At 62.8% G+C, this 17,813-nt stretch carries 18 protein-coding genes; 8 read left to right on the top strand and 10 right to left on the bottom strand.

From position 1 onward, the window contains the following. Window positions 1–4 precede the first annotated feature (4 nt). Window positions 5–2,191 (bottom strand): heavy metal translocating P-type ATPase, encoded by a 2,187-nt coding sequence (locus NP945_RS26380; protein ID WP_256747979.1) that lies wholly within the window; start codon window positions 2,189–2,191, stop codon window positions 5–7. Between the two features lie 105 nt (window positions 2,192–2,296). Between NP945_RS26380 and NP945_RS26385 the strand changes: the two genes are divergently transcribed. Together NP945_RS26385 and NP945_RS26390 are read left to right on the top strand one after the other, a co-directional pair. Continuing rightward, complete coding sequence (locus tag NP945_RS26385) at window positions 2,297–2,713, top strand: helix-turn-helix domain-containing protein (protein ID WP_128308050.1); 417 nt, start codon at window positions 2,297–2,299, stop codon at window positions 2,711–2,713. Window positions 2,714–2,885: 172 nt separating this feature from the next. Continuing rightward, entirely contained in the window at window positions 2,886–3,128 is a 243-nt protein-coding gene (locus NP945_RS26390) for a hypothetical protein (RefSeq protein ID WP_164898572.1), read from the top strand. A 44-nt stretch (window positions 3,129–3,172) separates the two neighbouring features. Here NP945_RS26390 and NP945_RS26395 read toward each other — a convergent pair whose 3' ends face one another. Continuing rightward, window positions 3,173–3,730: a GNAT family N-acetyltransferase gene (locus NP945_RS26395; RefSeq protein ID WP_256747992.1), complete on the bottom strand. Its 558-nt coding sequence runs from the start codon at window positions 3,728–3,730 to the stop codon at window positions 3,173–3,175. Window positions 3,731–3,912: 182 nt separating this feature from the next. Beyond that, window positions 3,913–6,108, bottom strand: a complete 2,196-nt coding sequence (gene katG, locus NP945_RS26400; RefSeq protein ID WP_256747980.1) for a catalase/peroxidase HPI — start codon at window positions 6,106–6,108, stop codon at window positions 3,913–3,915. Between the two features lie 263 nt (window positions 6,109–6,371). Here katG and NP945_RS26405 point away from each other — a divergent pair, with 263 nt between their 5' ends. After that, the gene (locus NP945_RS26405) at window positions 6,372–7,325 is read left to right on the top strand and encodes a hydrogen peroxide-inducible genes activator (protein ID WP_127809612.1); all 954 of its coding nucleotides are present in this window, start codon (window positions 6,372–6,374) and stop codon (window positions 7,323–7,325) included. Window positions 7,326–7,344: 19 nt separating this feature from the next. Here NP945_RS26405 and NP945_RS26410 read toward each other — a convergent pair whose 3' ends face one another. Then, complete coding sequence (locus NP945_RS26410; RefSeq protein WP_127809611.1) at window positions 7,345–8,058, bottom strand: DNA helicase; 714 nt, start codon at window positions 8,056–8,058, stop codon at window positions 7,345–7,347. Window positions 8,059–8,645: 587 nt separating this feature from the next. Between NP945_RS26410 and NP945_RS26415 the strand changes: the two genes are divergently transcribed. Both NP945_RS26415 and NP945_RS26420 read left to right on the top strand, forming a co-directional pair. Then, window positions 8,646–9,620, top strand: coding sequence for a murein L,D-transpeptidase catalytic domain family protein (locus tag NP945_RS26415; protein WP_256747981.1), 975 nt, complete (start codon window positions 8,646–8,648; stop codon window positions 9,618–9,620). A gap of 499 nt (window positions 9,621–10,119) precedes the next feature. After that, window positions 10,120–11,037: an NADP-dependent oxidoreductase gene (locus tag NP945_RS26420; RefSeq protein ID WP_256747982.1), complete on the top strand. Its 918-nt coding sequence runs from the start codon at window positions 10,120–10,122 to the stop codon at window positions 11,035–11,037. A 34-nt stretch (window positions 11,038–11,071) separates the two neighbouring features. Here NP945_RS26420 and NP945_RS26425 read toward each other — a convergent pair whose 3' ends face one another. Beyond that, window positions 11,072–11,764 carry a hypothetical protein gene (locus tag NP945_RS26425; protein WP_256747983.1) on the bottom strand — a complete coding sequence of 231 codons (693 nt, stop codon included), beginning with the start codon at window positions 11,762–11,764 and terminating at the stop codon, window positions 11,072–11,074. 226 nt (window positions 11,765–11,990) lie between these two features. On the opposite strand from NP945_RS26425, the gene NP945_RS26430 reads away from it, so the two are divergent. Then, window positions 11,991–12,431, top strand: a complete 441-nt coding sequence (locus NP945_RS26430) for a DUF2267 domain-containing protein (protein WP_256747984.1) — start codon at window positions 11,991–11,993, stop codon at window positions 12,429–12,431. Window positions 12,432–12,476: 45 nt separating this feature from the next. Here NP945_RS26430 and NP945_RS26435 read toward each other — a convergent pair whose 3' ends face one another. The 3 genes from NP945_RS26435 to pcaD all read right to left on the bottom strand — a co-directional run bounded on the left by NP945_RS26435 (window position 12,477) and on the right by pcaD (window position 14,052). After that, a complete protein-coding gene (locus tag NP945_RS26435) occupies window positions 12,477–12,692 on the bottom strand; it encodes a hypothetical protein (RefSeq protein ID WP_127271940.1) in 216 nt (71 codons plus the stop codon). Window positions 12,693–12,737: 45 nt separating this feature from the next. Beyond that, on the bottom strand, window positions 12,738–12,983 hold the full coding sequence (locus NP945_RS26440) for a hypothetical protein (protein WP_256747985.1): 246 nt from the start codon (window positions 12,981–12,983) through the stop codon (window positions 12,738–12,740). Window positions 12,984–13,260: 277 nt separating this feature from the next. Next, window positions 13,261–14,052, bottom strand: a complete 792-nt coding sequence (gene pcaD / locus NP945_RS26445; protein ID WP_256747986.1) for a 3-oxoadipate enol-lactonase — start codon at window positions 14,050–14,052, stop codon at window positions 13,261–13,263. Window positions 14,053–14,154: 102 nt separating this feature from the next. On the opposite strand from pcaD, the gene NP945_RS26450 reads away from it, so the two are divergent. Continuing rightward, window positions 14,155–15,129 (top strand): LysR family transcriptional regulator, encoded by a 975-nt coding sequence (locus NP945_RS26450; protein WP_256747987.1) that lies wholly within the window; start codon window positions 14,155–14,157, stop codon window positions 15,127–15,129. 45 nt (window positions 15,130–15,174) lie between these two features. On the opposite strand, the gene NP945_RS26455 is transcribed toward NP945_RS26450, so the two are convergent. Together NP945_RS26455 and NP945_RS26460 are read right to left on the bottom strand one after the other, a co-directional pair. Then, the gene (locus tag NP945_RS26455; RefSeq protein WP_127380506.1) at window positions 15,175–15,489 is read right to left on the bottom strand and encodes a hypothetical protein; all 315 of its coding nucleotides are present in this window, start codon (window positions 15,487–15,489) and stop codon (window positions 15,175–15,177) included. A gap of 133 nt (window positions 15,490–15,622) precedes the next feature. After that, window positions 15,623–16,072 carry a GatB/YqeY domain-containing protein gene (locus tag NP945_RS26460; protein WP_013530126.1) on the bottom strand — a complete coding sequence of 150 codons (450 nt, stop codon included), beginning with the start codon at window positions 16,070–16,072 and terminating at the stop codon, window positions 15,623–15,625. Between the two features lie 276 nt (window positions 16,073–16,348). On the opposite strand from NP945_RS26460, the gene carA reads away from it, so the two are divergent. Then, complete coding sequence (carA, locus tag NP945_RS26465) at window positions 16,349–17,566, top strand: glutamine-hydrolyzing carbamoyl-phosphate synthase small subunit (protein WP_127271513.1); 1,218 nt, start codon at window positions 16,349–16,351, stop codon at window positions 17,564–17,566. Window positions 17,567–17,813: the final 247 nt, after the last annotated feature.

Here is a 17,813-nt window from a genome sequence, read left to right on the forward strand (position 1 = left end):
CACTTCACCCGCGCCAGCGCAGCAGGCGCATGGCGTTGGCGGTGACCAGCACCGTGGCGCCGGTGTCGGCCAGGATCGCCGGCCATAGGCCGGTAATGCCTAGAATGGTGGTGACCAGGAACACCGCCTTCAGCCCGAGCGCTACGCTGATGTTCTGGCCGATATTGGCCATCACCGCCCGCGACAGTCTTACCATCCGCACGACGTCCATGACGCGGCCATGCAGGATTGCCGCGTCGGCGGTCTCCAGCGCCACATCGGTGCCGCCGCCCATGGCGATGCCGATGTCGGCGGCGGCGAGCGCCGGCGCATCGTTGATGCCGTCACCGACCTTGGCGATCTTCAGCCCTTCGCGCTGCAATTCACCGATGATGCGCTGCTTGTCCTGAGGCAACAGCTCCGCCCGAGCCTCGATGCCGAGCGAAGCGGCGATGGCTTCGGCCGTGCGGCGATTGTCGCCGGTCAGCATGATCGTGCGGATGCCCTCGGCCTTCAGCGCCGCAATGCCGGCCGCCGCATCCGGTCGCGGCTCGTCGCGCATGGCGATCAGCCCTGCCACCACGCCGTCGGCGACCAGCACTGACACGGTCTTGCCCTGCCCGTTGAGGCTGTCGACGGCGAGGCGCTGCACTTGCGTCATGTCGGCGCGTTCGCCCGCCGCCGGACCGGAGCCGAGGAAGACGGCGACGCCACCGACGCTGCCCTTGACACCTTTGCCCGAGATCGCCTTCGCCGCGAGAGCCGGCGACACCGGCGCCTTGTCGGCCTTGGCCCGGTCCAGGATCGCCATGGCCAATGGATGGCTGGAGCCTTGCTCGAGCGCTGCCGCAAGCGCCAGCACGGTGCGTTCATCGCGGCCATAGGCCATGATGTCGGTCACCACGGGCCTGCCCGCGGTCAGCGTGCCCGTCTTGTCGAAGGCCACCGCCGTGACCCGGCGAAACCCTTCCAACACCGCACCCCCTTTCATCAGCAGTCCGCGCCGGGCGCCGGTCGCAAGACCTGCGGCTATCGCCGCCGGCGTCGAGATGACGAGCGCGCAGGGGCAACCGATCAGCAGGATCGCCAGGCCCTTGTAGATCCATTCGTTCCAGTCGCCGCCAATGAGCAGCGGCGGCAACAGTGCAACCAGCGCGCCGACCGCCAGCACCGCCGGGGTGTAGGTGCGCGAGAAGCGGTCGATGAAGCGTTCGGTCGGTGCCTTGGCTTCCTGCGCCTCCTCCACAAGCCGCACGATTCGGGCGATGGTGTTGTCGGACGCGGCAGCCGTCACGCGAACCCTGAGCACGCCGTCTGTGCTAATGGTGCCGGCAAAGACGGCGTCCGCGACGCCCTTGCGCTTGGGCGTGCTCTCGCCGGTCACCGGCGCCTCGTCGATATCGCTCGATCCCTCGATGATCTCGCCATCGGCCGGGATGCGGTCGCCCGGCCGCACCAGGATGATGTCGCCGACGCCGAGCCGTTCGGCAGGAACTTCCGATGTGCCGCCCGCCCGCTCGACCAGTGCCGTCTTCGGCACCAGATCGGCAAGCCCCTGGATGCTCGCTCGCGCGCGGCCGGCGGCGACACCTTCCAGAAGTTCGCCAATCAGGAACAGCACCACCACGGCGGCTGCCTCTTCCGTGGCGCCTATCATCACGGCGCCTATCGCCGCGATGGTCATCAGCATCTCGATCGAAAACGGTGTGCCGGCCAATGCCGCCATCAGCGCGCGCCGCCCGATCGGCACCAGGCCGACCAGCAGGGCGGCAAGGAAGACCCAGCGCTCCGCCACTGGGAACAGATGGCCGATGCCATAGGCGGCGAGAAGCGCTGCCGCGCAGGCCAGCGTCAACACCGCCCGGCGGGAACGCCACCACGCCTGCCCCGGCTCGGCATGGCCATGATCGTGGCCTTCATGGTCATTGGGGACGTGATCGGCGTGCGCCCTGTCTGAGATCGGCGATACCTGCGCCTCGGCCTTGACGATGCCATAGCCGAGCCTTGCCACCTGTTGCAGCACCTTGTCTTCCGGCAGCGCGCCGCCGTGGCTGACCGTCATGCTGGCGCCGGTCACCGAAACCGAGACATCGGCGACGCCGTCGAGGCGACGCACCGCCGTATCGATCTTGGCCGCGCAGGAGGCGCAGTCCATGCCGCCGATCTTGAACCGTGTCTGCCTGATTGTTTCCTGCTTGAGGAGCGTCGTCATCACATCACCTGCCTGTCTTGCCCGCGCGGCGTCGCCGTATGGTCTTGAATGCTGATGTCAGGCATTGTAATTGCTCTAGTGACTAGAGCTTCAAGAGGCAAATTCATGTTTTCCATCGGTGATCTCTCGCGCCGCACCGGGGTCAAGGTGCCGACCATCCGCTATTACGAGCAGATGGGCCTTGTTGCCGCACCCGAGCGTTCGGAAGGCAACCAGCGCCGCTATTCCAGGCAGGAGCTGGAGCGGTTGGCCTTCATCCGCCACGCCCGCGACCTCGGCTTCGCCGTCGACGACATCCGCTCGCTGATCGAATTGAGCAGCCACCCCGAGCAGCCCTGCGGCCACGCCGACCGGATCGCCGAAGAACAATTGATCTCGGTGCGGGAGAAGATCACTCAGCTGAAGCGGCTTGAAGCCGAACTCGAGCGCATCGCTTCTTGCTGCGACGGCAAGACGGTCGGCGACTGCTACGTCATCCGCGCGCTGTCCGACCACGCGCTGTGCGCTGACGAACATGGGTGAGGCAAGGAGCGACGCGGCGCAGCCTTATGGGTTCCGTGCAGTGACCTTAGAGAGTCGCAGCGCTGCAGAACCACCGGCACTGGGCGACGTAAAACGAGCATATTTCTGCTTTGACTTTTCGCAGACATGCTAACGTTAAAGTGGTTGATCCAGTACAATCACTGACGGCAAAATGTATAAAATCGGAGGCCAACCACGCGATGGACAATTTGCTTCATTTTCTTGGGGACATATTGGGAAACGCGATATCGGGCAACCCCTCGAAGTCGAAGCTGATGCGGTGGGTGGAACGCATTTTCATCGCGCTCGTGGTGATGCTCATCGCCATGGTATTGTATCGGATTTACTCGACGTGATGGCCGCTATTGGCGGACGGACTCCGATGACGGCGCATGTGCAGACCTACAATTACTAATGCTGCAGAACTAACCACCCCTCCGGCCGCGGCGCCCCGCGCCCCTACAACTCGATCCTGAACCGCAAACTTTCCGCCCCGCCGTAGGCAGCATCCTCGAAGAAGCGTTCGACGAGCTTGCCGCCATTGGCCAGGATCACCTTGTGCGAGGCCGGATTGCCCGGCTTGGCGGTGATCTCGACGTGAGCCAGGCCGACCGCCCTCGCCTCCTCCAGCATCAGCCGCAGCGCCTCGGTGGCGTAGCCACGCCGTCGCTTCCACGGCACCACCGCATAGCCGATATGACCGAGCACATGCTTCGGCAATTCCGCCGTGCCCTTCTGCCAGCGAAAGCCGATCGAGCCCGACGCCTCGCCGTCCCAGATCCAGCGGCGGAAGCCCGGTAGGCGCGGCACCTTTTTGCCGTCTGGCAAACTGATCGCGCCACCCTTGGCCTGGGGATCGTCGAGGTCGGCAAGAAAGGCCACGGGATCCTTTTCGATGGCCGCGAGTTGCTCGCGCGTCGCCTCCATCAGCCGCACATTGTCCGGCGACCAGCCGCGTTCGAGCGCCGCCTTGTAGGACGGCAGATGTTCGAGCGCGGGTTTGACGATTTCGATCATGGTGCACTGGCGGAGACGCGACACCGGCAAGATAGCATCCCTGCCCAGGAAGGCACGGTCCACCAAAGCGCAGTCTCTTACGACAAGGGCCGCGCTCCCATCGCTGGAAACACGGCCCGGACGTTGGGTCCTTGGGAGGACTGGCACTCCGGCGCGGCCGCGCCGGAGCACCTTTAGCGGTCTCAGGCGATGTCGAAGCGGTCGGCGTTCATCACCTTGGTCCACGCCGCGACGAAATCCCTGGTGAATTTCGCCTTGGCGTCCGCCGACCCGTAGACCTCGGCAAGCGCGCGGAGCTGGGCGTGCGAGCCGAAGATCAGGTCGGCACGGGTACCGGTCCACTTGACCGCCTTGGTCTTGCGGTCACGCGCCTCGTAGACTTCGTCGGAGCCGGCGGCCGGATCCCAGACCGTGTTCATGCTGAGCAGATTGACGAAGAAGTCGTTGGTCAACGTACCCGGCCGGTCGGTGAGCACGCCGTGCTTCGACTTGGCCGTGTTGGCGCCGAGCACGCGCAGACCGCCGACCAGAACCGTCATCTCGGGCGCGGTCAGCGACAGCAATTGCGCCCGGTCGACCAGCATGGCTTCGACCGACATCGGCTGCTTGCCCCTGACATAGTTGCGGAAGCCATCGACTTTCGGCTCGAGCGCGGCGAAGGAATGGACATCCGTCTGTTCCTGCGAAGCATCCATGCGGCCCGGCGTGAACGGCACCTTGGTTTCGTGGCCGCCGTCCTTCGCCGCCTTCTCGACCGCGGCGACACCGCCGAGCACGATGAGATCGGCCAGCGAGATCTTTTTCCCGCCGGTCTGTGCCGCGTTGAACTCCTTCTGGATGGCTTCCAGCTTCGCCAGCACCTTCGACAGTTCAGCCGGCTGGTTGACGTCCCAATCCTTCTGCGGTGCCAGCCGGATGCGTGCGCCATTGGCACCTCCGCGCTTGTCGGAATTGCGGAACGTCGAGGCCGAGGCCCACGCAGTCGAGACCAATTCGGAGACCGACAGGCCCGATGCCAGGATATTCGCCTTCAGCGACGCAATGTCCTGCTCGCCGACCAGTTCATGGTCGACCGCCGGGATCGGATCCTGCCAGATCAGCTCTTCCTTCGGCACGAGCGGGCCGAGATAACGAACGACCGGACCCATGTCGCGATGGGTCAGCTTGTACCAGGCGCGGGCAAACGCGTCGGCGAACTGGTCCGGATGCTCATGGAAGCGCCGCGAGATTTTCTCGTAGGCCGGATCGACCTTCAGTGCGAGATCGGTGGTCAGCATGGCAGGCGCGCGGCGCTTGGACGGATCGTGGGCATCCGGAACGGTTCCGGCGCCGGCGCCGCCCTTCGGCGTCCACTGATGCGCGCCCGCCGGGCTCGTGGTCAGTTCCCATTCGAAGTTGAACAGATTGTCGAAGAAGTTGTTGCTCCACTTGGTCGGCGTCGTGGTCCACGTCACCTCGAGGCCCGAGGTGATGGCGTCGCCTGCAATGCCGGAGGCGTGCTTGCTCGACCAGCCAAGGCCCTGCGCCTCGATGCTCGAGCCTTCAGGCTCCGCGCCCACCAGCGAGGCATCGCCGGCGCCGTGGGTCTTGCCGAAGGTATGACCGCCGGCAATCAGCGCCACGGTCTCCTCGTCGTTCATGGCCATGCGCGCGAAGGTCTCGCGAATGTCGCGTGCCGAGGCCAGCGGATCCGGCTTGCCGTTCGGCCCTTCCGGATTGACGTAGATCAGTCCCATCTGGACGGCGCCGAGATGGCCCTGGAGTTCGCGGTCGCCGGAGTAGCGCTTGTCGTCGAGCCACTTGGTTTCCGAACCCCAATCGACGTCCTGTTCGGGTTCCCAGACGTCGGCGCGGCCGCCAGCAAAACCGAAGGTCTTGAAGCCCATCGATTCCAGCGCGACGTTGCCGGTGAGGATCAGCAGGTCGGCCCAGGAGATCTTGCGGCCATATTTCTGCTTGACCGGCCACAGCAGCCGGCGCGCCTTGTCGAGATTGGCATTGTCCGGCCAGCTGTTGAGCGGAGCAAAACGCTGCTGGCCGGCCCCGGCGCCGCCACGGCCGTCGCCGATGCGGTAGGTGCCGGCACTGTGCCAGGCCATGCGGATGAACAGCGGCCCGTAATGGCCGAAGTCGGCCGGCCACCACTCCTGCGAATCCGTCATCACCTGGTGCAGGTCCTTGATCACCGCATCGAGATCGAGCGACTTGAATTCCTCGGCATAGTCGAACTCTTCGCCCATCGGATCCGAAAGGTTCGATTGCTGATGGAGAACGCCAAGATCGAGTTGGTTGGGCCACCAGTCACGGTTGCTCCTGCTGGAGGATCCGTGTGCAACGGGGCATTTGCCGGCGCTGGGATCATCGGTCTGTGCGTCCATGTTCTTCTCCGATCGTGGCTGTGTTGAGCTGTTCAACTGCTGCGTGAACAGGGACGTTGGATGTCCCTGGAGGTGGTCCGTTTCATGGCTGGCGCGATGACCATATGCCCGATACGCGACCGAATATGTTGGATGTCCTGTTGCCGCGGGCATGCGCCTCACCAGGCGGTCCCGGCTGCTCCTCATCTTCGTTGCGATTCCTATAGCAAAGCCGCTTCATTAATTTAAGTTGGATTTCCTGATTACAGCGATAAGATGACATTATGACAAACCTGACGCTGAAGCAGTTGCGTTATTTCGAGGCGCTGGCGCGGCACAATCATTTCGGCCGTGCCGCCGATGCCTGCGCGATCTCGCAGCCCGCGATCTCGGTGCAGATCCGGGAGTTGGAGGAAACGCTTGGCACGGAGCTTTTCCAAAGAGGGCCACGCCAGGTCCGGCTGACCAATTTCGGCGAGGAATTCGCCTTGCGCGTTCGCGACATCCTGCGCTCGGTGGATGAGCTGACAGATCTGGCCCGCGCCTCGCGCGACCGGCTGGTGGGACGGTTGCGCATCGGGGTGATCCCGACGATCGCACCCTACCTTTTGCCTGCCATCATCGGCAACCTCGCCCGCATGCATGACGGGCTCGATATCCATGTGCGCGAAACGCAGACGCAGAAGCTGATCCAGGAACTGGCCGACGGGCGGCTCGATGCCGCCATCGTCGCCTTGCCGGTATCGGAAGCGTCGCTGACGGAAATCGTGCTGTTTGCCGAGAACTTCGTGCTGGTCCGACCCGGCGAGGATGAGGGAAAGCCGGTGCCCAACCGCGAAATGTTGCGCGAGATGCGGCTGCTCCTGCTCGAGGAAGGCCATTGTTTTCGCGACCAGGCGCTGTCGTTCTGCAACATGCATTCGGCACGGCCGCGCGAGTTGCTGGACGGCAGCTCGCTGTCGACCCTGGTGCAGATGGTCGGCGCCGGCGTCGGCGTCACCTTGATCCCCGAAATGGCCGTGCCGGTGGAGACGCGCTCGGCGGCGGTCTCTATCGCCCACTTCGCCAACCCCCAACCGTCGCGGACGATCGGCATGATCTGGCGCAAGACAAGCCCGATCGCCAAACAGCTGCTGCTTATATCCGAAGTGGTTCGCCAGGCAGCCGAAGCATTGCGCGCGCAGCACGGTTCGGCATCGGTTGCGCAGCCTCTGAATCTGCCGGCAGCGGCCCAATGAAGGCAGGCTGACCTGATCGTCAGCCTGCCGCCTGGAACCGGATTTCGCCCTTGTTCAGGAAGCAGGTCTTGTCGAACAGCGACAGGTCCAGAGGGTTCGGTAACCGCACATCGCCGATATCGGGACATGGCTTCTTCGCCGGATCGTATGACCGATCGATCTGCGAGATGAAGACGAGGATCAATCCTTTGTCGCGGGCAAAGGCCTTCAGCGTGCGAACCTGCGCCATCAGGTCCGGGTTTTCCCGCTTCTGATCGAGCAGTTGCAGATAATCGATCACCACCAGCGTGCCGCGCGGCGCCGAACCCAATGCCTTGACGATATAGGCGGCACTGATGGCGTCGGAATTATCGAATGTGAACTGGTCGTTGAACTGCACCGGGTCCGCCCCGATGGCTCGAAACCGGTCCAGCACATCCCTTTGCGTATATTCGAGCGTAAAGAACACACCGCGATGGCCTGATTTCATGGCTTCGACCGCGAGTTCGAGGCTCATCAGCGTCTTGCCGTGTCCGGGTCGCGCACCGACCAGAACCAGGTCGCCGGGCGCAAGTTGCGCAAACAGCATGCCGGCGGGCGCCGCCTCGGCTGCCTTGGCTGCAAGCAGGCTCCAGCTGGCAAAACCTTCCTGGGCGGCAATACGGTCGAGCGCTTCGTGCAGCGCAATCTTGCCCTCGCGGGACAAAAGCCTGGCTTGACGCTTGAGATGGTAGATGGGCGCGGACAACTTCATCGCAAAACCTCCTGGTGCGAGCCGTTTTTGCAACCCCTCCTTATGCCAAGTGCTCGAACAGTCGGTTCGGTGATTGGATAGCGCCCTGCATGAACGATGCTTTCCCGGCGGAGGGAGGTGGCGTGGGCCGCGCCAGAATCAGATGATAGCTCAATCCCTGCGGATCGAAAATCGCGGACCTCCAGGGATCAGGCTCCGGACTCGCGGCTCTTCACGATAGGAATTTTTTCTTGACTTCCTGCCCTCAGCTATGGTACATATTTGTCCATGGTGCTGATTTGCGCCAATGACCCGCCGCACAGGCGGGTTTTCGTTTGATGCTCCGTCAGCCAACGCGCCGACGGCCTCCGAAGGGACCCGCCAACCCGAGTTCGTTGCCCTGCTTCAAGGAAGCGAAGACGTCCGCCGCAAGCCTGGAGCCAGCATGTCGGCGTAGGCCGTTGCATGCATCGACCTGCTTTACGGCTCTTCATGCGGGTACGCTAAACAAGATGTGTTTCGCCCGATAATGCGAGGCCATCTATGATCGATTCTCGCGGCAATGCCGTAAGAAATCGCCATTCGCTTCGACAAGGAGAATTGATCCGGTGCGGTTGAGATCTGTTCCTCTGGGCGTCGTCGCCAGCCTTCTCGTCGTCATCGCCGTGGCGGTATCGGCCCGATCCTTTGCCGCACCATCTGCCGTTCCAGCCTGGCTGCAGGCTCATGTCGGCGACAGCGACGGCCAGATCTCGCAAATTGTCCTCGAACGAGCCCGCGCGCTTTACCGGAAGAAGGTCGCGCAAGGCGCTGTCAAGAACCCCTGCTACTTCGCCATGGATGCCACGCGCCCCAGCGATCTGGGCAATGGCGTGCTCGGCCGTCGCTATTACGTCATCTGCGAGGCCAGCCAGTCGTTTAGCGCGATTTCGTCAGGCCACGGCAGCGGGCGGAATTTGAAAGGCGTCGTCGATTTTTCAAACGGCAAACGGTGCGCGAAGAACTTCGGCAATGCGATGGATTCGTCGCTGACGGCCGGCGGCGCCTATATGACCAGCGAGGCCAAAACCTCGTTCAAGGGCTATTACCGCACCGGCGCGAAGCAGGACGCGGTTTTCCAGCGCACCTTCATCCAGTTCGACGGCGAAGGCGAAGCCGCGAACGCCAGGCAGCGAGCGATCGGCGGTCACGCCGCCCAGGTGCTGCATGGCATGTGCCTGCGCAAAAACCCGAACAGCTCGCACGCCGACCATGACGGCTTCGTGCCGTTCGGCAAGCTGGTGGACTATGCCGGCGGTCGCAGCAATGGCTGCACCAGCTGGTCGCCGGCGGATGCCAAGCGGATCATCCCGATGGTCAAGGACAATCCGACGACGCTCTACATCTACCCGGAATCGCGCGACATCACCGCGGTCGCAGCCGACCGTTCACAGCCGGGCGCCTACTGGAACGCGTCCTGCCTGAAGGAAATCGGCACACCGAAATTCTGGCCGAGAAAGACCCTTGAGCCGATCATCGCCCAATACAGGAAGGATCATCCGGCACCGCCGCCACAGCCGCTGCCGATCTGCGAAGCGTCTTGAAGTCCGCATCGCACCGCCGCGTTGATTAAGACCGTGCCGCTTTATGTTCGGCGTGCGAACCGCATTGATCGGCGGCCCTGCGACCCACCAGCAATGATTCAATCCGATCTCCAAGGCCAGCGCGCCAGCAGCTTCGGCCCCGCCTCTCTCCTCGGCGTCGCTACTCAAAACAGCTGTGTGCATAAGGGCCGGATGGATCAGACTGGTTGAATGCTCTGGCCGAGGAGAGAATTTCCGGCACCACGTTCAGCCGATTGCGGTGGTTGGAACCAACGGCCTGCTACCCAGTTAGAAAGCCAGCAAGTCTGGTTGTAGCCTTGCCGCCATGTGAATCAAAACCCGCCGACGCTGTCTACGGCCTAGCAGGAGTGGCGACCTTGCAGCGGCGTGGCCCGCTGGGAAACCGGTGTGCCTGCCTTCGCAATCTGGGCTGCACAGCCGCTGACGACAGCCCAGCAGACACCGTCGCCGACAGCCAAACAACAGGAGATATGCCGACATGAAAGCAGCCCGCATCCATGCTTTTGGCGGACCTGAGGTTGTTTCGATCGATCAAGTCCCCTTGCCTCAACCGCTTGACGACGAGGTTGTGCTCAGGGTTCGCGCCGCGAGCGTCAATCCGATCGACTACAAGATCCGCGAAGGTTCGACGAGCGAAACCCTGCCGGTCACGCTCGGGCGCGACGTGTCCGGCACGGTGGAAATATGCGGCACGCGGGCGCATACGTTGAAGAAGGGCGACCCGTTATTTGCGATGCTTGGTCATGACCGCGGCGGCAATGCCGAATATGTCGTGGTCAAGGCGACGGAGGCGGCTGCGAAACCGGATCGTCTAAGCCATGTCGAAGCCGCGGCGGTGCCGCTTGCCGGCATCACTGCATGGCAGGGCCTTTTCGACCATGGCGGCCTCAAATCCGGGCAACGGGTTCTCATCCATGGCGGCGCCGGCGGCGTCGGTCATCTGGCGATCCAGTTCGCCAAGGCCGCGGGCGCGTTCGTCGCGACAACCGTTTCCGCCGAGGACGTGGTTTTCGTCCGTGAGCTCGGCGCCGATCAGACGGTCGACTACAAGAACCAGCGTTTCGAAGAGGTCGTCGATGCGGTCGACCTGGTGTTCGACCTTGTCGCGGGCGACACGCAGGACCGCTCCTGGGAGGTGCTCAAACCTGGCGGGACGCTCGTTTCCACTCTTTCCGAACCGTCGCAGGAAAAGGCAAATTTGCGCCGGGCGCGTGGCGTCTCCTATCTGGCCGAACCGAATGCGGCGCATCTTGCCGAGATCGGCCGCCTCATCGAGGCCGGCAAGGTCACCCCCTTCGTGCAAGCCACCTACCCTCTTGGAGAGGTCGCCAAAGCGGAAGAACGGCTGGAAAATGAGCATGTGCGTGGCAAGATCGTGCTTGAGGTTTCCGCCTAGCGAGTTGGTGCTTCTGCCGTCCCTCTGGAACGGGTTATCCGATCCGCGCGTCGCCGTCGCTGTCCGGCACGTTCGGAAACAGCACCTTCAGCTTGTGTTCCGCGCTTGCCCAACTGCGCCTGTGATGTTGCCAGAGGCACCAATTGCTCACCGCAAAGGCTAGAATGCCGACAGTCACGGCGAGACTGACTGTCGAGCCAATGACAACCTTGAGCATCACCCCGGCAAAGACACCGGCGATGGCACCGTTGACGACATTCACCATCCCTGCGGTTCCGGCGAACGCTTGCCAGGGCCTTGGCTTGAGGCCGACATCGGCCAGCAGAGCCGTTTGGTTGTCATGAGTGGAGTGAACCAGATAGCGCGCCATCGAGGGAGTAAGCTCGGTGTAGTAGTGCCTGATGCGTGCCATGCCGCGGGCGTGGACCATGTCTTCGATGGCCACCTGCACAGCCCTGACGAATGTCACCAGCCCGATGAAGTAGAGGCATGGCAACAGGATCAGGCTGAACAGCATGAAAGGAAGCCCCATCCTTGTCACCTGCGCGACGAAGGCAAGGGCGATCGTGGCGCTGGATACCGAAGTCAGGAACAAATTTGCGCGCTGATTCGCCTCCTGAATCGTCGCCGCTCTGGCGGTCCCGAGCACCAAATGCTCCGTGGTCATCATCTGCAGGAGTTGCTGCCGGTTCTCGCCTTCATCGGTTTTTGTCTTCCTTGCAGGCATCGCAAAAAACCTGTTGCGGGACGCGCTTCCCACCTAACCAACTCCTCAAAGCCGCCCACCCAAGGAACGAACTGCTTCCGAAGGGGTTCCAGCGCAACCAAGAGCCGTTCCGTGATCCCGGAGCAGAGCCGGATCACCGACCGAGCCAATTTTGCCGACAGATAGCGAAACGATTGTCCCCGAGCATCGTTTCGAAACCAGACATGAATTTGATGAGGAGGCGATGATGAGCGCTACCGGTTTGGATGTTTTTGACAGGACGCTGCAGACGACCAACATCTGGCTCGACGAGATCATGGACGATCATGGTCCGGATCGGCGGATTGCATGGCACATATTGGGCGCGGTCTTGCGGACCGTAAGGGACAGGCTGCAGATCGGGCTTGCGGCCAAACTTGGGGCGGAACTGCCGCTCCTGGTACGCGGCGCTTATTACGACCACTACCGGCCCGCAGCCGAGCCGGACAAAACGCGCTCCCTTGAAAACTTCTCGCAGCACATCGGCGAGGAATTGAAATCGATCCGCCCCGTCGATCCCGAGGAGGCGGCACGCTCGGTGTTCCGAGTTCTTGCACGGCATATTGATCTTGGCCAATCGGCCAAGGTGCGCGATGCCCTGCCGAAAGAAATCCAGGCGCTTTGGCCCGAAAGTCTCGGCGTCAAATAGCGACGCTCCCCAGGCAGCCGTGCCGAGGCTGGCGCCCCGAGGGCGTCAGTCTCGCAAACGGTTGGCGGCATGATCCTGGTGCTGCTCGGTCGCGATCTGCCTGGAGTCCAAACCGCGTTCTTTGGAATGCTGCGCCTTGTCGCGATTGGACAGAACCTGGTTTTCTTCGAGCTTGTCCTTTGGCGTTACGGTCATGGCGCCTGTGCCAGAACCCTTTCCCTGTGAACCTGCTCCGATGTGTTTCTTGCTCCCGCGTGCCATGGGCTGCCTCCAATCTATGACAAATGTTCCAGGATCGGTGCTCATCTAGTCGTCAGGACGATTTTTGTGATGGACGCTTTCCTGATTTTTGCCGCGAAGGATGTTGCGGTCGTCCGGATCGACGAGGTCCGGTGTGTCGGTTCTCATGTCCGACCCTTTGCGCAGCGCTTCGCGTTCCGCCGCTGATCGTTTCAGATCCGCCTCTGCATCGAAATCCTTGCCGGCGTTCCTTGTGTTTTCCCGCTCTTCAATGATGCGAATTTGTTGGTCATGGGTTTTGCGTCCAGTCATCGCTTCCTCCGGCGTGTTCGTGTTGGCGCTCGAAAGTCATCGGCCGCCTCTAAGGTCGGGTCACGGCGCTTGCCTGTCCGAGCCGGCTCTCGTGCTGATAATGGCAAGGTGACGGGATCGTTCCGAAGGCGTTGAATAAGCTTTTCGCCAGATGGCTCGGTTCACCGAGGCGCTCACGTTGACCGAGGCCGCCGCCCCGCCTTCTGAACCAGTACGTCCTTTGAACGTTTCGGCGACCGCCGGACTGGTGCCGGACGCCTTTCCGTCGCGCTCCAGTTCAGCGCAGGAAATCGACCACAGCCTGGATGAACTCTGCCGGATATTCGATGTTCGACAGATGGACCGCGGGCAGCACTATCAGCTTCGCGCCGGGCACCGCCGCGGCAATCATCTCGCCGTGGCTGGCTGCTGTCACCGTGTCGTGCCGACCGGCGATCACCAGCGTCGGCCGCGGTATCAGTGCTACGGTACGGCGAAGATCGGCGTCGCGAACCGCTGCGAACAGACCCGCCAGGCCTTGCCGGTCGATAGCCAGCAGCATGGTGCGAAACTCTTCGACCACGAGCTCGTTGGCGGCAACCATCGACGCGGGGAACCAGTTGCTCAGGAACGTCTCGGCGGTTTCCGACATGTCCGGCGCCTGCCGCACCGCGGCAATCCGCTCGTCGAAATAGCTTGCCGGCGAGAGATGGGACGAGGTGTTGCTCAGGATCAGCCGGTCGATCCGCTCGGGCGCGTGGATGCCGAGCCACTGCGCGACGACCCCGCCGAGCGACAGGCCAAGGAAATGTACGCGTTGCAGGTCGAGCGCGTCGAGCAGTTCGATGACGTCGCGGCCAAGCCGGTCGAGCGAGTAGGCGCCGACGGGAACGCTCGATCCGCCATGACCGCGAAAATCGTAGCGCAAGACACGGAAATGCTTCGACAACTCGCCGATCTGCTTGTCCCACATGTGCAGCGTGGTGCCGATGGAATTCGACAGCACCAGCACCGGCTTGCTTGCCTCGCCGTCGAAGCGGTAGGCGATGCGCGTGCCGTCGCCCGTCGTGGCGAAATTCAGCTTGTTCATGATGAAAATTCCTTCTGGAGCGTTTGAATGAGGCCAAACGTAGCCGTGGAGCAATTTTGTTGATATTACAAAGATAGGACAATCTCTGTCATAAAAACTGACATGGCCGAATTCACCCTGCACGACCTGCAATGCTTCGATGCAGTGGTCCGCACCGGCGGGTTTCAACCTGCGGCGGCCATGCTGTATCGCTCGCACCCGGCGGTGTTCGCCGCCGTCGCCAAGCTGGAACGACAGCTCGGCCTCATCCTTTTGGACCGCAGCGGCTATCGCGTGCGTCCGACCGAGGCCGGGCTTTCGTTCCACCGCCGAGCGCTATCGCTACTGCGCGAGTTGGACGGTTTGCGCGTCCATGCCGCCCAGTTGGCGATGGGTGAGGAAAGCGAGATCCACGTGGTGATAGGCGACCTGTGCCCGCGCCCGCATGTGCTGGGCATGCTCGGGCGGTTCTTCGCACAGTGCCCCGGCACGCGCCTGCATCTGCATTTTGAAGCGGTGGGCGGCCCATGGGAGCGTCTATTCGATGACGAAGCCGATCTAATCCTGCACTGGGTCGACAAGGGCGATGCGCGGGTGGAATGGGTCGATCTGTGCAAGGTGTCCTTCATTCCCGTGGTGGCGCCGGGCTTTCTGCCCGGGCGTATCGAGCAGCCGATCACTCTGGATCAGATGCAGGCACTCACCCAATGCGTCATGCGCGACAGCGCCCGCCATTCGCCACAGCAAAACTATTCGCTGATCGAAAGCGCGCCGCAATGCCTCGTCGCGGACCAGGGCATGAAGAAGGAGATCATCCTGCAGGGCCTTGGCTGGGGCCACCTGCCCCGCTTCCTGATCGAGGAAGAACTGCATGACGGGCGCCTGCAATCCATTGCCGGCCGCCATCTGCCGGGGCGCACCGACGAACTGGTGGTGGCGCGGCGCCGCGACCGGCCGCATGGGCCGATCGCCAACCGGCTGTGGGATCATATCCAGCAGGAAGCGCCGGCATTGCGCCGCGCATTGGAGCCGAGCAGGCCCGCCGGACAGATACCGACCAACCTGTCGCGAAAGGCGCAAGTGGAAACCGGTCGCTGATGACCGGCCGTGCAATGCCAGGACCTCTCGGGTCCCGTCCAGCGATCACTTCTTGACATACGCTCCAGGCTGGCGGCCGCTCTTCGGAGCCTTGGCGTCCTTTGAACGCTCCGCGATAGCGGGGCCGGCGCCGGACGTCTTTTCGGTTGCGGCGCTCGGCGTGACTTGCCTTGGCGGGTTTTGTCCCTCCGATTGGCGGGTGCGGTCTTCTACTTCATCCTTCCTGCGGGTGAGCCCCATTCCGCCGGCGGGCTTCTTGTTGGCGGCCGCATCCTGGGAGAATTCATCGGAAGCGTCGGCATCGGTCTTTGCCGGATATTTCGTAGCACCGGTTTCATAGCGGGTTTCGTTCTCAGTCATGACATCTCTCCAGTTGCATGACGGATAAACATCTCAGCGGTATCCGAGTTCCAACTCCTGGACTTCGATTCTGGACGGATCTGGGTTCCGAGAGCGCCCGGTCGGCCACCCAAGCGACGAGATGAGCAGCACCCTACTGCAGCAGGCCCTTGACGATGCCGCTCGCCTTGCCGAAATCCATCTGGCCGGCATATTTCTGCTTCAGTGCGGCAATCACCTTGCCCATGTCCTTCTGGCTGGCCGCACCGGTCGCGGCGATCGCCTCGCGCGCCGCAGCCGTCACCGCCGCATCGTCCAACTGCGTCGGCAGGAAGGTGCGGATGATCTCCATCTCGCCGCGCTCCTGCGCGGCGAGTTCGGGCCGCTTGCCGTCGTCGAAGGCTTTGGCCGATTCCTCGCGCTGCTTCACCATCTTGGCCAGGATCTGCAGGATCTCCTCGTCGCTGGCCGGCTCCTTGCCCGAACCGCGATTAGCGATGTCGCGGTCGTGAATGGCGGCCTGGATCAGCCGCAATGTCGGCAGCCGGTGCTTGTCCTGCGCCTTCATCGCGCTCTTCAGGGATTCGGCGATTTTTCCGCGCATGGTGCATTCTCCTTCGATCGGCGCGGACAATAGCGCCGGGGGCGAGCCAAGGCAAACCCTGATATGCCGGGGCAAGCCACTGATTTTGCTAGGCGAAATAAAACATGGCGGCATTTCGCATGATCATTGACCGCCCTGCCCCCTTCCCCTATGTACTGGGCCTTGCATGAACGGAAATTTGACTGCGTGGGAGCCGCGAAATCGCCGCTTCGCGCCGTTTGCCGCGCAGATGGCCCGCCGGGCCGGTTGCAGCGCGCGGCCTGATAGGAGTGCCGCATGGCCGAGATGACCGCCGCCTCGACGCCCGCCTGGGCCACTGAAAAGCCGACCGCCCTTCTGGTGCTGGCCGACGGCACCGTCATCGAAGGTCGCGGTCTCGGCGCCACCGGCTCCGCCGTCGCCGAAGTCTGCTTCAACACGGCGCTGACCGGCTACCAGGAAATCCTCACAGACCCTTCCTATGCCGGCCAGATCGTCACCTTCACCTTCCCGCATATCGGCAACATCGGCACCAATGACGAGGACATCGAGGACCTCAATCCCGCCGCCCGCGCCGGTGCCGTCGGCGCCGTGTTCAAGGCCGATGTCACCAATCCTTCCAACTATCGCGCCGGCGCCGGTCTCGACCAATGGCTGAAGAAGCGCGGCATCGTCGCCCTGTCGGGCATCGACACGCGCGCTCTGACCGCACTGATCCGCGAAAAGGGCATGCCCAACGCCGTCATCGCGCACGCGCCCGACGGCGTGTTCGATCTCGACGATCTGAAGCGGCGCGCCGCCGCATGGTCGGGCCTGATCGGGCTCGACCTCGCCAAGGATGTCACCTCGGGCCAGTCCTCGGTCTGGCGCGAGACGCCCTGGGTGTGGAACGAAGGCTTTGGCGAACAGACCGAACCGACAATGCATGTCGTCGCCATCGATTATGGCGTCAAACGTAACATATTGCGCCTGCTCGCCGGCCTCGGCGCCAAGGTCACGGTGGTGCCGGCCAAGACCGGCGCCGAAGAAATCCTTGCCATGCAGCCGGACGGCATTTTTCTCTCCAATGGCCCCGGCGACCCGGAAGCCACCGGTGATTATGCCGTGCCGGTCATCCGGGATCTGTTGAAGACCGACATCCCCGTGTTCGGCATCTGCCTCGGCCACCAGATGCTGGCACTGGCGCTGGGCGGCAAGACCGCCAAGATGCACCAGGGCCATCACGGCGCCAACCATCCGGTCAAGGATCACACCACCGGCAAGGTCGAGATCGTCTCGATGAACCACGGCTTTGCCGTCGATGCCGACTCGCTGCCATCCGGCGTCGAGGAAACCCACGTCTCGCTGTTCGATGGTTCGAACTGCGGCATCACGCTGACCGGCCGGCCGGTGTTCTCGGTCCAGCATCACCCGGAGGCTTCGCCCGGCCCGCAGGATTCGCACTATCTGTTCCGTCGCTTCGTCAATCTAATCCGCGAGAAGCGCGGCGAGGAATTGCTGGCCGAACGGGCTTAGCGCGATCCGCTTGCGCCGCCCCTCATCTGCCTGCCGGCATCTTCTCCCCGTATAGTGACGGGGAGAAGGAAGCTGGCCGCACTCTTGGCGTTCTTCTCGCAACATTGATAATTGGTGAAACCATCGGACAACAGCATCTTTCTCCCCGTCACTATACGGGGAGAAATGCCCGGCAGGGCAATGAGCGACTATCTGTGGTGTCAAGTTGCATTGGCGAACTCCATGCGCGCATCGCGTGCTTTTGCAT

Source organism: Mesorhizobium sp. LMG17149 (assembly GCF_024518695.1).
In the GTDB taxonomy this organism is placed as follows: Bacteria; Pseudomonadota; Alphaproteobacteria; order Rhizobiales; family Rhizobiaceae; genus Mesorhizobium.

Coding starts and splice junctions, on each gene's coding strand:
- NP945_RS26380 (WP_256747979.1), bottom strand. CDS start 2,191: ATGACGACGCTCCTCAAGCAGGAAACAATCAGGCAGACACGGTTCAAG.
- NP945_RS26385 (WP_128308050.1), top strand. CDS start 2,297: ATGTTTTCCATCGGTGATCTCTCGCGCCGCACCGGGGTCAAGGTGCCG.
- NP945_RS26390 (WP_164898572.1), top strand. CDS start 2,886: ATGTATAAAATCGGAGGCCAACCACGCGATGGACAATTTGCTTCATTT.
- NP945_RS26395 (WP_256747992.1), bottom strand. CDS start 3,730: ATGATCGAAATCGTCAAACCCGCGCTCGAACATCTGCCGTCCTACAAG.
- katG (WP_256747980.1), bottom strand. CDS start 6,108: ATGGACGCACAGACCGATGATCCCAGCGCCGGCAAATGCCCCGTTGCA.
- NP945_RS26405 (WP_127809612.1), top strand. CDS start 6,372: ATGACAAACCTGACGCTGAAGCAGTTGCGTTATTTCGAGGCGCTGGCG.
- NP945_RS26410 (WP_127809611.1), bottom strand. CDS start 8,058: ATGAAGTTGTCCGCGCCCATCTACCATCTCAAGCGTCAAGCCAGGCTT.
- NP945_RS26420 (WP_256747982.1), top strand. CDS start 10,120: ATGAAAGCAGCCCGCATCCATGCTTTTGGCGGACCTGAGGTTGTTTCG.
- NP945_RS26425 (WP_256747983.1), bottom strand. CDS start 11,764: ATGCCTGCAAGGAAGACAAAAACCGATGAAGGCGAGAACCGGCAGCAA.
- NP945_RS26430 (WP_256747984.1), top strand. CDS start 11,991: ATGAGCGCTACCGGTTTGGATGTTTTTGACAGGACGCTGCAGACGACC.
- NP945_RS26435 (WP_127271940.1), bottom strand. CDS start 12,692: ATGGCACGCGGGAGCAAGAAACACATCGGAGCAGGTTCACAGGGAAAG.
- NP945_RS26440 (WP_256747985.1), bottom strand. CDS start 12,983: ATGACTGGACGCAAAACCCATGACCAACAAATTCGCATCATTGAAGAG.
- pcaD (WP_256747986.1), bottom strand. CDS start 14,052: ATGAACAAGCTGAATTTCGCCACGACGGGCGACGGCACGCGCATCGCC.
- NP945_RS26450 (WP_256747987.1), top strand. CDS start 14,155: ATGGCCGAATTCACCCTGCACGACCTGCAATGCTTCGATGCAGTGGTC.
- NP945_RS26455 (WP_127380506.1), bottom strand. CDS start 15,489: ATGACTGAGAACGAAACCCGCTATGAAACCGGTGCTACGAAATATCCG.
- NP945_RS26460 (WP_013530126.1), bottom strand. CDS start 16,072: ATGCGCGGAAAAATCGCCGAATCCCTGAAGAGCGCGATGAAGGCGCAG.
- carA (WP_127271513.1), top strand. CDS start 16,349: ATGGCCGAGATGACCGCCGCCTCGACGCCCGCCTGGGCCACTGAAAAG.